The following is a 12,675-nucleotide window of genomic DNA, read 5'->3' on the forward strand; positions in this document are numbered from 1 at the left end:
CGAACGCCGACATATGCTCCAACCCGATCGTGCGAGACGATGTTCCCGCAGGCCAGGCAGTTACCCTCACTATCAGTACGCCGATGGCGAACGTGAGACGGCCTTTTCTGCGTGTCGCCCCCTCCCACTAGGGATGTCTTACCCGTACGGACCGACACTCCATGCCGGATGCACCGGTTCCCTCCGCTACGGGCGAACAACCTTGCGCCGCCGAACTGCTCCGCGCATCCCCGAAATCGGAACTCCGCGCGCCCGCAAGGGCACCCAGCGTAACTCGCGGCCCTTCGCAGCGGTTGGCTTCGCATGGTTCCCACTGTCCCCCTTCCTCGCCGCCCTCTCGACCCGGGCGACATCACGAGCGATGTCCTGCACTGGTACGAGAACGAACTGGGGTGGGCGACAGTGCCCGGTTCCGGATCCGGGGGCGTTCCGGTACGGCTGGTCGTGGGCCGGAGCTTCGACGTGCTCGACGTGCCGGCCGAGGCGGGCTTCGCGGCGCTGCGGCACCGGGGGCAGGTGCGGGCGCCGGCTTCCCCGGTGGCCCTGCACGGGAACCGGATGCTGCTGCTGGTGGCCGCGGGCAGCGCGGACGAGTTGCCGGGGCTGCTGGACTGGCTGGAGTGGGGCGGGCTCACACCGGACCTGAGGGCGATCGGCGCGGGCGGCCACATCGAGGCCCCCTTGCCGCCGAGACCGCCCGGGGTGCCCGGGCCGCCCGGTTCCCCCGCCCCGGCGGCGGGCAGCTCTCCCGGCTCTCAGGGCATCGCTCAGGGCCGGACAAATCCGCAGGGGGCCGCTGTCTGGCTGCGGCCCCCTGAAACAGGGTGCGGGACGGCGGTCCCGCTGCCGACGATGTCGGCCCTGGGGGGCGTCGGAGGCGCCCCCGATCTCGTACGGCTGGTGGACACGCTGGCGACTCAATGCCATCGCGTCCGACTGCGGCGCGCGTGCGCTCAGCCGTTGGCCTTCTCGTAAGCCTCGCGAATGGACGCGGGAACACGGCCACGGTCGTTGACCTCGTAACCGTTCTCCTTCGCCCAAGCACGGATCTGCGCGGTGTCCTGGCTGCCGCCGGAAGCGACACGCGCCTTTCCACGCCCACCCGAAGCACGGCCTCCAGTACGGCGGCCGCCCTTGACGTAGGGCTCGAGAAGACCGCGAAGCTTGTCAGCATTGGCAGTCGTGAGATCGATCTCGAACGTCTTGCCGTCCAACGCGAACGTCACGGTCTCGTCCGCCTCGCCGCCGTCGAGGTCGTCGACAAGAAGGACCTGAACCTTCTGTGCCACCGGATTTCCTTTCATCGATAACGTGGGAGCCGATGCCCACGGCGTGCGCCGCTGTTTCGCATCCCCTGTTATATGCAGTACTGCAGTACGTCGGAAAGCAAACCGCTTTTGCCGGAAAAACACAAACCCCCGGGAGAGACCGACGGCCCTTCCCTCGACCGGAAACGTACGCGTTTCGGACATAGGGAACCTGGGCAGGCGGCTCACAGGAATTGCCGGTGCCCGATCACCGATGCCCGATCACAGATGCAGAAGCATCCGACTGTTGCCCAAGGTGTTCGGTTTCACTCGTTCGAGACCGAGGAACTCCGCGACGCCCTCGTCATAGGAACGCAGTAGCTCGGCGTAGACATCGGTGTCAACAGGCGTCTCACCGATCTCCACGAAGCCGTGCTTCCCGAAGAAGTCCACTTCAAAGGTCAGACAGAAAACGCGTCGAACGCCGAGCCAGCGGGCGGTCTGTAGCAACTTCTCCAGCAACTGATGCCCGACACCGGAACCCTTCAGGTCCGGGTTCACCGCGAGAGTACGGACTTCGGCGAGGTCTTCCCACATCACATGGAGTGCGCCGCACCCCACGACCTCGCCGTTGTCGTCGCGTTCCGCGACCCAGAACTCCTGGATGTCCTCGTAAAGCGTCACCGTCGCTTTGTCGAGCAGGATACGGCCCCGGACGAACGAGTCAAGGAGTCCGCGTACGGCCTGGACATCGCTGGTCCTGGCCCGCCGGACGGTGATGGCTTTCGCTGTGACTTCGGGACGCATCGCTGACATGAGCGGACGCTATCGCCCGGTGGGGTCCTCGGCCGAGGCGGGGTTCTCGTAGGCGGGCTTCTCGTCGGCGGTATGTTCCGCGGCTTCCGGCTGCCCGGGCTGTTCGACCTGTTCCGCCTGTTCCGGCCCTTGGGCGATGCGAACGGCATCCCTGAGGGCCAGCCGCTGTTCTTCGCTCATCATGCCGAAGAAGGCGACGAGAGCGGCGGCGGGGTTGTCGCTCTGCGACCACGCGTCGTTCATCAGCGCGGCCGCGTAGGCGGCTCGGGTGGAGACCGCCTCATATCGATAGGCCCGGCCTTCCGCCTCTCGACGGACCCAGCCCTTCTGATGGAGATTGTCCAAAACGGTCATCACCGTGGTGTACGCGATGGACCGTTCCTGCTGAAGGTCTTCCAGGACTTCTCGAACGGTGACCGGGCGGTTCCACTTCCACACCCGCGTCATGACCGCGTCTTCGAGTTCTCCCAATGGGCGAGGCACAACTCAGCACAGTAGTGGGAGAAAGGGTGAATAGCGCGAAGGACGTGCGCTTACCTGCTCAAACCCCTACAAAGTGGTGTGATCCTGTCCGGCCTGCCGGGTCTGCTCGGCCCGGGCGAGGGTGGCGTCCACGACGGCGTCCTCCTTGGCCTTGTTGGCACCGCCCTGACTCTTCACCATCGTCACGATCACACCGATGAAGAGCGCGGCCATCACTACCGGGGGTACGAGCGCGGAGACGTAGTCCATGCGACCAGAGTAGCCAGGGCAGCCGAAAGGCCCGGGCGGGGGGCCCGGGCCTTTGTGGGTCGTACTCCGTTCGACTCAACCCGCGGCGAGCTGTTGCGGGGGATTCGCGGGCGGGGTCGGCTTGCGGCGCGGGAAGACCTCACCAGGGGTGGGGATGGGGCGGCCGGGCTTGGGGGCGTCGGGCGCGGGCCGGGGCGCCGGGGCGGGACGCTCGCCGGGCTTCTTCTCCACGGGCTTCTCGCCGGGCTTCCTGCCGGGATCCTGGGCGGCGAGGCCGCCGGGCAGGGCCAGGAGCCGGGTACGGGAGGCGGGCACCGTCGGCGTGACGGGCGCCCGGCCGGACACCCTGGCGCCGAGCCGGGCCCGTACGTTCCGTTCCGCGTGCCGCAGACAGCGGTCCAGGAGGGCGGCGGCGACCGGGTTGCCCCGCAGGGCCCGGAGGGCGGCGAGGTCGTCCGGGTCCGGGCGGTACCCGGCGCCCAGGGCCTCCTCCAGGAGCGTGAGGTAGCCGGCGGCGGTGCCGGGGAGGGCGGCTCGGTAGCGGGCGAGGTCGGCCACGAGGAAGGCGCGCAGCCTGGCTCCCTCACGCGCCGCCTCGTCGACGGACTCGGCAAGCCGGAGACAGTCCTTGACATCCTCCGCGGAGGCGGGGCCGGGGTGGAGGGCGAGGGCGAGAGCACGGCGGAGCACACGCAGCTCCTCCGCACCGAACGCCATGCCGCCGCGAGATCCGAATGGCGTGGGCATGCGGCGACGATACGCGCTAATCAGACAAACTCGGCATTGGAAAGGGGGCGTGGCCCAGGAAGCCACCCGGCTGGCCGTGCGCAAGTGTTCTCGCCCCCGCCGCCCCTACCCGTCCCATCCTCGGGGGCTACGCCCCCGAACCCCCTTGTCCTCAAACGCCGGACGGGCTGACAAACCAGCCCGTCCGGCGTTTGAGGACAAGGCCCGTTCAGGGCCGTAGCAGGGGTCTGGGGGCGCAGCCCCCAGGGGACGGGAATGGGTAGGGGCGGCGGGGGCGAGAACTACATACGGGACACATTCCGCTCGTACACCAGTCGCAGCCCGATCAGCGTCAGCCACGGCTCGTGCTCGTCGATCACCGAGGCCTCGCCCAGCACCATCGGCGCCAGCCCACCCGTGGCGATCACCGTCACGTCGTCCGGGTCCTCCGCCAGCTCCTTCGCCATCCGGGTCACCACGCCGTCCACCTGACCCGCGAACCCGTAGATGATCCCCGCCTGCATCGCCTCGACCGTGTTCTTGCCGATCACCGCCCGGGGCCGAGCCACCTCGATCTTGCGGAGCTGGGCGCCCTTCACACCCAGCGCCTCGACCGAGATCTCGATCCCGGGGGCGATAACCCCGCCCACGTACTCCCCGCGCGCGGACACCGCGTCGAACGTGGTCGCCGTACCGAAGTCGACGACGATCGCGGGACCCCCGTACAGCTCGACCGCCGCGACCGCGTTGATGATGCGGTCCGCGCCGACCTCCTTGGGGTTGTCGGTGAGGATCGGTACGCCCGTCTTCACGCCGGGTTCGACCAGCACCGCCGGCACATCGCCGTAGTACCGCCGCGTCACCTCACGCAGCTCGTGCAGCACCGACGGCACGGTCGCGCAGATGGCGATCCCGTCGATGCCGTCGCCCAGCTCGTCGCCGAGGAGGGGGTGCATGCCCATGAGGCCCTGGAGGAGGACCGCGAGTTCGTCGGCGGTGCGGCGCGCGTCCGTGGAGATGCGCCAGTGCTCGACGATCTCGTCGCCGTCGAAGAGCCCGAGGACGGTGTGCGTGTTTCCCACGTCGATGGTCAGCAGCATGGCCTTGTACCTACTCCGCCGCTCGCAGGTCGAGACCGATGTCGAGGATCGGCGAGGAGTGGGTGAGGGCGCCGACCGCGAGGAAGTCGACGCCGGTGTCGGCGTATTCCTTGGCGTTCTTGAGGATCAGGCGGCCCGAGACCTCCAGGACGGCGCGGCCGTCGACGACAGCGACCGCCTCGTCGCACTCACCCGGAGTGAAGTTGTCCAGCAGGATCAGGTCCGCGCCCGCGTCGACGACCTCGCGCAGCTGGTGCAGGGTGTCGACCTCGACCTCGATCGGTACATCCGGGAAGGCGTCCCGTACAGCCTTGAAGGCCTGGGAGACGCCGCCGGCGGCGACCACGTGGTTGTCCTTGACGAGGGCCGCGTCCGACAGGGACATGCGGTGGTTGACGCCGCCGCCGCAGCGGACCGCGTACTTCTCCAGGGCGCGCAGACCGGGAGTGGTCTTGCGGGTGTCGCGGACCTTGGCCTTGGTGCCCTCCAGGACGTCCGCCCACGCGCGCGTGGCGGTCGCGATGCCGGACAGGCGGCACAGGAGGTTGAGCGCGCTGCGCTCGGCCGTCAACAGGTCACGGGTGCGGGTGGTGACCGACAGGAGCTTCTGGCCCGCCTCCACCCGGTCGCCGTCCTCGACGTGTCGCTCGACCTCGAACTCGTCGGTGCAGACCACGGAGACGACCGCCTCGGCGATCCTCAGGCCTGCGACCACCCCTCCCTCCCGGGCGGTGAAGTCGGCCGTGGCGCGGGCCTCCTCGGGGATGGTCGCGACGGTCGTGACGTCGACGCCGTGGTCGAGGTCCTCCTGGATGGCGACGTTGGCGATGTCCTCGACCTCAAGGGGGTCGAGGCCGGCGTCGGCGAGGAGGGCGGCGAGCGCGGGGTCGAGGCCGCACTCCAGGTAGACGTCGTCGGTGTCGGCGCCACAGGCGCAGCCGTCGCCGCAGCCGCCGCTCTGGGCGAGGGGAAGGTCGGGGGTGCTCACGTCTGTCACTGCTCCTGGGGACGGTGCTCCGGCTGATGCGGCCGGGTCGGGGGGAAGTCTGCGGTGTCGGTGGTGTGTACGGCCAGCGTCCGGTCGGGATTCAGCCGTACGACGATGTGGCGGTGCCAGGTGGTGTCGTCGCGCTCGGCGTGGTCCTCGCGCCAGTGGCAGCCGCGGGTCTCCTCGCGCAGGCGGGCGGCGGCGACCAGGACGCGGGCCACGCACAGGAGGTTGGTGGCCTCCCAGGTGTCGACGCCGGGCTCGGCGGTCTTGCCGTTCTCGTCGAGGGCGCCGCGGGCGGCGGCGTGCAGTCGCTGGAGGGCCTCGGCGGCGGTGTCCAGGGAGGCGGCGGAGCGCAGGACGCCGGCGCCCTCGGTCATGATGCGCTGGATCGTGAAGCGGGTCTCGGGGTCGAGGAGCGGGTGCGCGGGCTTCTCGGGGTGCGGGACGGGGGCGGGCACGCGCGCGTGGAGGCCGTCTCCGGCGTGGCTCGCGGTGATGTCGGCGACGATGCGCTCGGCGTAGACCAGGCCCTCCAGGAGCGAGTTGGAGGCGAGCCGGTTGGCGCCGTGGACGCCGGTGCAGGCGACCTCGCCGCACGCGTACAGGCCGGGGACGGTCGTACGGCCCCGGGAGTCGGTGCGGACGCCGCCGGAGGCGTAGTGGGCGGCGGGGGCGACCGGGACGGGCTCGGTGACCGGGTCGATGCCGTGGGCACGGCAGGAGGCGAGGATCGTCGGGAAGCGGTGCTCCCACATGTCGGCGCCGAAGTGCCGGGCGTCCAGGAACATGTGTTCGGCGCCCAGTTCCTGCATGCGGCGCATGATGCCCTTGGCGACGATGTCGCGGGGCGCGAGTTCGCCGAGATCGTGCTGGCCGGTCATGAAGCGCACGCCGTCGGCGTCGACGAGATGGGCGCCCTCGCCGCGTACCGCTTCGGAGACGAGCGGCTGCTGGCCCTCGGCGTCGGCGCCCAGGAAGAGCACCGTGGGGTGGAACTGGACGAACTCGAGGTCGCTGACCTCGGCGCCCGCGCGGAGGGCGAGGGCGACGCCGTCTCCCGTCGACACGGACGGGTTGGTGGTCGCCGAGAAGACCTGGCCCATGCCGCCGGTGGCGAGGACCACGGCGGGCGCGTGGACGGCCCCGACGCCGTCGTGCTGGCCCTCTCCCATGACGTGCAGGGTCACCCCGGCCGTACGGCCGTCGGCGTCCGTCAGAAGGTCCAGGACGAGCGCGTTCTCGACTGTGCGCATGCCCCGCGCGCGGACGGCCTCGACGAGGGCGCGGGAGATCTCCGCGCCGGTCGCGTCGCCGCCCGCGTGCGCTATCCGGCGCCGGTGGTGGCCGCCCTCGCGGGTCAGCTCCAGTCCTCCTTCGGAGGACTCGTCGAAGTGGGCGCCGGTCTCGATGAGCCGTCGTACGGCGTCCGGGCCCTCCGTGACGAGGATCCGTACGGCCTCCTCGTCGCACAGGCCCGCGCCGGCGACCAGTGTGTCGTCCAGGTGCTGTTCGGGGGTGTCGCCCTCCCCCAGGGCCGCCGCGATGCCGCCCTGGGCCCAGCGGGTGGAGCCGTCGTCGAGGCGGGCCTTGGTGACGACGACCGTCCTGAGGCCGGCCGCGTCGCAGCGCAGGGCCGCGGTGAGCCCGGCGACGCCGGAGCCGACGACCACGACGTCCGCAGTCAGGGCCCAGCCGGGGGCGGGGGCGTGCAGCCGTATGCCGGTGGCGGTACCGGGGGTGGGGCCTGTGGTGCTCACGAGGCGGCTCCGGGGGTTCCGAAAGTGAGAGGGATGTTGTCGATCAGCCGGGTCGTCCCGACCTTGGCTGCGACGGCGAGGACGGCTTCGCCCGTGAAGTCGTCCGGGATCTCGGTGAAGTCGGCGGGGTCGACCAGGGCGAGGTAGTCGAGGGCCAGTGGGGGCTTGAGGCGGGCCGCGTCGTCCAGGAGGAGGCGGGCGGCGGCCCGGACGGCGGCGGGACCGCCGCCGGGGACCTTGGCGACGGCGTGCGCGTCGGCGGCGGCCCGGGACTCGCCGATGGCGCTGAGGGCCTGGGCACGCGCGTGCGTGGCGGGCACTTCGCGGGCCCGCGCGCGCAGCGCCTCCTGGGCGGCGTGCCGGTCGCTGCCGGCGAACAGGGCCTGGGAGAGCGCGAGCGCCGTACGCCGTTCCTCGGTAGAGAGGTAGCGGTTGCGGCTGGACAGGGCCAGGCCGTCGGCCTCGCGCACGGTGGGTACGCCGACGATCTCCACGCCGAAGTTCAGGTCGCGGACCATCCGGCGGATCATGGCGAGCTGCTGGGCGTCCTTCTGCCCGAAGAAGGCCACGTCGGGCCGGGTGAGGTGGAGCAGCTTGCCGACGACGGTGAGGACGCCGTCGAAGTGCCCGGGGCGGGTGGCCCCTTCGAGCCGCTCCCCCATGGGGCCCGCGCTGATCCGCACCTGGGGTTCGCCGCCCGGGTAGACCTCGTCCACGGAGGGGGCGAACACGGCGTCCGCGCCCGCCTGTTCGGCGAGTTTCACGTCGGCGTCGAGGGTGCGCGGGTAGCGGTCGAGGTCCTCGCCCTGGCCGAACTGGAGGGGGTTCACGAAGACGGTGACGACGACCTCGCCGTCGGCGCCGGCGATCTCGCGCGCGGTACGGACGAGGGTGGCGTGGCCCTCGTGCAGGGCGCCCATGGTCATCACGACGGCACGCGTGCGTGCGTGCTGCGTGGCCTCGTCCTTGTCGGGGATGCGCTCTGACGCGCGGGCGTTCAGTTCGGCCGCCGTGCGAAGCAAGCGGGTCATCGGGCGCCTCCCTCGGTGCCGTTGCCGAGCACTCCGAGAAGGTCCTCGGCCAGCTCCGGCTTGAGGAGGCCGTGGGCGAGGGCACGGTCGGCGGTCGCGCGGGCCATCGCCAGATAGGCGGCGACGCTCTGCGGGGAGTGCTTGCGCAGCTCGGCGACATGCGCGGCGACCGTACCGGCGTCCCCGCGCGCGACGGGCCCGGTGAGTGCCGCGTCCCCGGAGCGCAGCGCGTTGTCCAGGGCGGCCCCGAGGAGCGGGCCGAGCATCCGGTCGGGGGCTTCGACACCGGCCGTGCGCAGCAGTTCCATGGACTCGGCGACCAGGGTGACCAGGTGGTTGGCGCCCAGGGCGAGGGCCGCGTGGTAGAGCGGGCGGCTCTCCTCGGCGATCCATTCGGGCTCGCCGCCCATCTCGATGACGAGGGCCTCGGCGGCCAGCCGCAGTTCGGGGCGCGCGGTGACCCCGAAAGAGCACCCGGCGAGCCGCTGGACGTCCACGGGAGTGCCGGTGAAGGTCATGACGGGGTGCAGGGCCAGCGGCAGCGCGCCGGCCCGCAGGGCGGGGTCCAGGACCTTCGCGCCGTACCGCCCGGAGGTGTGCACGAGGAGCTGTCCCGGCCGTACGGCACCGGTCTCGGCGAGGCCCTCGACGAGGCCGGGCAGGGCGTCGTCCGGGACGGTCAGCAGGACCAGGTCGGCGCGCTCCATGACCTGGGCGGGCGAGACGACGGGCACGTCCGGGAGGAGCTGCGCGGCGCGGCGGACGGAGGCGTCGGAGACCCCGGAGACGGCCACCGGACGGTGCCCGGCGAGTTGCAGGGACGCGGCCAGTGCGGGGCCCACGCGTCCGGCGCCGACGACGCCGACGGTGAGCCGTGCGGGGCGGTCCCTGGGGTCTGGCTGTTGGAATGTACTCACTCGACGGCGGCCTTCCCGTTCCAGTCCGCTCGGGGTACCGGACGATGTACCGGACGATTTCTCGTCATGTTAACGCGATCGGTCCGAGGGGCGTCCGGTTGTCCACAGGCTGTGGGTTGTCGCGGGCCGCGCACAATGTGTCCGGTACGGAAATACGGATGCCCGCGCGGCGGGGCGGGCGGGATGATCCGGAGCATGAGCGATACAGCGGGGCAGACGGAGGAGCGGTCGGCGGAGGACCGGTTGCGGGAGCGGCGCCGGGCCGCGGTGCGGGAGGCACCGCGTGTGCTGTGGCGCGGAGGGTTCGCCGACACCATCCGACAGCGGCTCACGCTGCTGGCGGAGGCCGCGCCTGAGGTGTACGACGTCGACGAGACCGCGGACATGTACGGCAACGGCGTCGTGGCGGCCCTGGAGGAACGGGTCGCGGCCCTGCTGGGCACGGAGAGCGCCGCGTTCTTCCCCACGGGCACGATGGCCCAGCAGGTGGCCCTGCGCTGCTGGGCGGCCCGCACCGGCAGCCCCACGGTCGGCCTGCACGCCCTGGCCCACCCCGAAGTGCACGAACGGAACGCGTTCGGCCAGGTCAGCGGATTGCGTACGGTACGCCTGACCAGCGAGCCCCGGCTGCCCACAGCCGACGAGGTGCGCGACTTCGAGGAGCCTTTCGGCACGCTGATGCTCGAGTTGCCGCTCCGGGACGCCGGGTTCGTCCTGCCCACCTGGGAGGAGCTCACCGAGGTCGTGGAGGCGGCGCGCGAGCGCGACGCGGTGGTGCATTTCGACGGAGCGCGTCTGTGGGAGACCACCGTCCACTTCGGCCGCCCCCTGGACGAGATCGCGGGCCTGGCGGACAGCGTCTACGTGTCGTTCTACAAGTCCCTCGAAGGTTTTGGCGGTGCGGCGCTGGCCGGTCCGAAGACGCTGGTGGAGGAGGCGAAGACCTGGCGGCACCGGTACGGCGGCATGATCTTCCAGCAGTTCCCCACGACGCTGTCGGCTCTCGTCGGCCTGGAGCGGGAGCTGCCCCGGCTGCCGGAGTACGTGCGGCACGCGCGCGTGGTGGCCGCCGCGCTGCGGGAGGGTTTCGCCGAGGCCGGTGTGCCGTGGGCGCGCGTGCACCCCGAGGAGCCGCACACCCACCAGTTCCAGGTCTGGCTGCCGTACGATCCCGACGCGCTGACGGAGGCGGCGGTGCGGCAGGCGGAGGAGACGGGAACATATCTGTTCGCCGCCTACTGGGACCGCGGCGGTCCCGGCCTGGCCGTCACCGAGGTCACCGTCGGCGCCCCCGGCCTGGAGTGGACGGCGGACGACGTGAAGGCGGCGGTGACGGAGTTCGTGGCGCGTGCTCAGCCGGCCCCGCCCGCGCGCACGAGCCCGGTCTCGTAGGCGAGGACGACCACCTGTACGCGGTCCCGCAGGCCCAGCTTGGTCAGGATGCGGCCCACATGGGTCTTCACGGTCGCCTCCGACAGCACCAGCCGGGCCGCGATCTCGCCGTTGGACAGGCCCTGGGCGACCAGGATCATGACCTCGCGCTCGCGTCCGGTGAGCCGCTCCAGCTCCTTGTGCTGGGGCTGCGCGCCGGTGCCCGGCAGCAGGGGCGCGAAGCGGTCGAGGAGGCGCCGGGTCGTCGAGGGTGCCACGACCGCGTCGCCGCTGTGCACGGAGCGGATGGCGGTGAGGAGTTCGCCCGGCGGCACGTCCTTGAGCATGAAGCCGGAGGCGCCCGCCTTCAGCCCGGAGAAGGCGTACTCGTCGAGGTCGAAGGTGGTCAGGATCAGTACCTTGGGCGGGTTCTCGCCCTGGCAGATGCGCCGGGTCGTCTCCACCCCGTCGAGCTTCGGCATGCGTACGTCCATCAGCACCACGTCGACCTCGGTCTCCCGCAGCACCTGGAGGGCCTCGACGCCATCGCCCGCCTCGGCCACGACCTCCATGTCCGGCTGGGCGGCGAGCACCATCCGGAACCCGGTGCGCAGCAGCACCTGGTCGTCGACGAGCATCACGCGGATGAGCATGGCGGGGTCCTCCGGTAGATCGAACATGCACACTCATATCGAACGTGCACGTGTCAGTGAGCGGGTTTGAGCGGCAACAGGGCGCTGATGCGAAATCCGCCGCCCGGGCGCGGGCCCGCGTCCAGGGTGCCGCCCACCATGCCGACGCGCTCGCGCATGCCGATCAGGCCGTGTCCCTGTCCGTCGGCGCCGCCCTCCTCGTACAGCTCGTGCGGGGCGCCCTTGCCGTCGTCCTCGACCAGCAGGCCGAGACCGTCGTCGAAGTAGACCAGGCGCACGCTCGCTCCGGTGTTCGGGCCGCCGTGCTTGCGGGTGTTGGTGAGCGCCTCCTGCACGATGCGGTACGCCGTCAGCTCCACACCGCTGGGCAGCGGGCGCGGGGTGCCCTCGATCTTGAAGTCGACGGGGAGACCGGCGCCACGGCACTTCTCGACGAGGTCGTCGATCTGCTCGACGTCGGGCTGCGGGACGTACTCCCCGCTCTCCTTGTGCTCACCGGTGCGCAGCACACCGAGCAGCCGGCGCATCTCGGCGAGGGCCTGGCGGCCGGTGCCGGAGATGGTCTCCAGGGCCTTGCGGGCCTGTTCGGGGGCGGAGTCGAGGACGTAGGCGGCGCCGTCGGCCTGGACGACCATCACGGAGACGTTGTGCGCGACGACGTCGTGCAGCTCGCGGGCGATGCGGGCGCGCTCGGCGGCGACCGCGACCTTGGCCTGTGCCTCGCGCTCCTTCTCCAGGCGGGCGGCGCGCTCCTCCAGCTGGGCGAAGTAGGCGCGGCGGGTGCGCAACGAGTCGCCGAGCACCCAGGCGAGGGCGAACGGCACCGCCAGGAAGACCACCAGGGCTAGATTGCCCGCGGTGCTCGAATCCTTCTCCGGCCAGCGCAGCTGGGCCAGCGGGGCCGCGCACAGACCGCCGATCAGCGCGAACCGCGAGGCCCAGCGGGGCCCGTTCACCGCGACCGTGTAGACGATCACCAGCATGGCGAAGTTCGCGGGCAGGGGCTCGACGTCCAGCGCCAGCTGCACCACCCCGACCACGGCGGCCAGCACGAGCATCCGCTCGGGCACGCGCCGGCGCAGGGCGATCACCAGGCACAGCAGGAGCGACACCAGGACGATCGCCACCCGGGACTGGGCAACCCCGGTCTCGCTCCCGACGGCTCCGCCCAGCGCGGAGATCCCGAACAGGCAGACGGCCCAGAAGCCGTCGACCCATGTCGGGTGTCTGCGAAGGAAGTCATAGACGCGTTGCACGTAACCCAGAGTAGGGAAGCGTTCTGTGCGCGGGGGTCAACCGGAGGGTCGATCCGCAACGCCCCGGCGTACTCCCCA

The 12,675-nt window shown here is 71.3% G+C and carries 14 protein-coding genes; 2 read left to right on the forward strand and 12 right to left on the reverse strand.

Annotated elements, in window-relative coordinates:
- Window positions 1-303 precede the first annotated feature (303 nt).
- On the forward strand, window positions 304-975 hold the full coding sequence (locus OG787_RS20015; RefSeq protein ID WP_405535918.1) for an SCO3374 family protein: 672 nt from the start codon (window positions 304-306) through the stop codon (window positions 973-975).
- Here OG787_RS20015 and OG787_RS20020 read toward each other — a convergent pair.
- The 10 genes from OG787_RS20020 to OG787_RS20065 form a co-directional block, all read right to left on the reverse strand.
- Window positions 954-1,289 (reverse strand): Lsr2 family protein, encoded by a 336-nt coding sequence (locus OG787_RS20020; RefSeq protein ID WP_235475883.1) that lies wholly within the window; start codon window positions 1,287-1,289, stop codon window positions 954-956. The two genes, OG787_RS20015 and OG787_RS20020, sit on opposite strands and share 22 nt — an antisense overlap.
- A gap of 240 nt (window positions 1,290-1,529) precedes the next feature.
- Window positions 1,530-2,063 (reverse strand): amino-acid N-acetyltransferase, encoded by a 534-nt coding sequence (locus tag OG787_RS20025; protein WP_235475884.1) that lies wholly within the window; start codon window positions 2,061-2,063, stop codon window positions 1,530-1,532.
- Window positions 2,064-2,072: 9 nt separating this feature from the next.
- The gene (locus OG787_RS20030; RefSeq protein WP_405535919.1) at window positions 2,073-2,510 is read right to left on the reverse strand and encodes a BlaI/MecI/CopY family transcriptional regulator; all 438 of its coding nucleotides are present in this window, start codon (window positions 2,508-2,510) and stop codon (window positions 2,073-2,075) included.
- Window positions 2,511-2,612: 102 nt separating this feature from the next.
- A complete protein-coding gene (locus tag OG787_RS20035; RefSeq protein WP_235475885.1) occupies window positions 2,613-2,795 on the reverse strand; it encodes a hypothetical protein in 183 nt (60 codons plus the stop codon).
- A gap of 75 nt (window positions 2,796-2,870) precedes the next feature.
- Window positions 2,871-3,512, reverse strand: a complete 642-nt coding sequence (locus OG787_RS20040; protein WP_369034103.1) for a hypothetical protein — start codon at window positions 3,510-3,512, stop codon at window positions 2,871-2,873.
- Window positions 3,513-3,823: 311 nt separating this feature from the next.
- Window positions 3,824-4,621, reverse strand: a complete 798-nt coding sequence (locus tag OG787_RS20045; protein WP_105970850.1) for a type III pantothenate kinase — start codon at window positions 4,619-4,621, stop codon at window positions 3,824-3,826.
- 10 nt (window positions 4,622-4,631) lie between these two features.
- Window positions 4,632-5,609, reverse strand: coding sequence for a carboxylating nicotinate-nucleotide diphosphorylase (gene nadC / locus OG787_RS20050; RefSeq protein ID WP_369034063.1), 978 nt, complete (start codon window positions 5,607-5,609; stop codon window positions 4,632-4,634).
- 5 nt (window positions 5,610-5,614) lie between these two features.
- Window positions 5,615-7,369: an L-aspartate oxidase gene (locus OG787_RS20055; protein WP_405535920.1), complete on the reverse strand. Its 1,755-nt coding sequence runs from the start codon at window positions 7,367-7,369 to the stop codon at window positions 5,615-5,617.
- Window positions 7,366-8,400, reverse strand: coding sequence for a pantoate--beta-alanine ligase (gene panC / locus OG787_RS20060; RefSeq protein WP_405535921.1), 1,035 nt, complete (start codon window positions 8,398-8,400; stop codon window positions 7,366-7,368). Before panC ends, OG787_RS20055 begins: the two co-directional genes overlap by 4 nt.
- Window positions 8,397-9,317 carry a Rossmann-like and DUF2520 domain-containing protein gene (locus tag OG787_RS20065; RefSeq protein ID WP_235475889.1) on the reverse strand — a complete coding sequence of 307 codons (921 nt, stop codon included), beginning with the start codon at window positions 9,315-9,317 and terminating at the stop codon, window positions 8,397-8,399. Before OG787_RS20065 ends, panC begins: the two co-directional genes overlap by 4 nt.
- Before the next feature lie 195 nt (window positions 9,318-9,512).
- On the opposite strand from OG787_RS20065, the gene OG787_RS20070 reads away from it, so the two are divergent.
- A complete protein-coding gene (locus OG787_RS20070; protein ID WP_405535922.1) occupies window positions 9,513-10,709 on the forward strand; it encodes a threonine aldolase family protein in 1,197 nt (398 codons plus the stop codon).
- Here OG787_RS20070 and OG787_RS20075 read toward each other — a convergent pair.
- Together OG787_RS20075 and OG787_RS20080 are read right to left on the reverse strand one after the other, a co-directional pair.
- Window positions 10,670-11,341, reverse strand: coding sequence for a response regulator (locus tag OG787_RS20075; RefSeq protein ID WP_369034104.1), 672 nt, complete (start codon window positions 11,339-11,341; stop codon window positions 10,670-10,672). The genes OG787_RS20070 and OG787_RS20075 overlap by 40 nt on opposite strands.
- Window positions 11,342-11,394: 53 nt before the next feature.
- Complete coding sequence (locus OG787_RS20080) at window positions 11,395-12,597, reverse strand: sensor histidine kinase (protein ID WP_369034068.1); 1,203 nt, start codon at window positions 12,595-12,597, stop codon at window positions 11,395-11,397.
- Window positions 12,598-12,675: the final 78 nt, after the last annotated feature.

Origin of the sequence: Streptomyces sp. NBC_00075, assembly GCF_045041225.1 — a bacterium.
Taxonomy (GTDB): domain Bacteria; phylum Actinomycetota; class Actinomycetes; order Streptomycetales; family Streptomycetaceae; genus Streptomyces; species Streptomyces adonidis.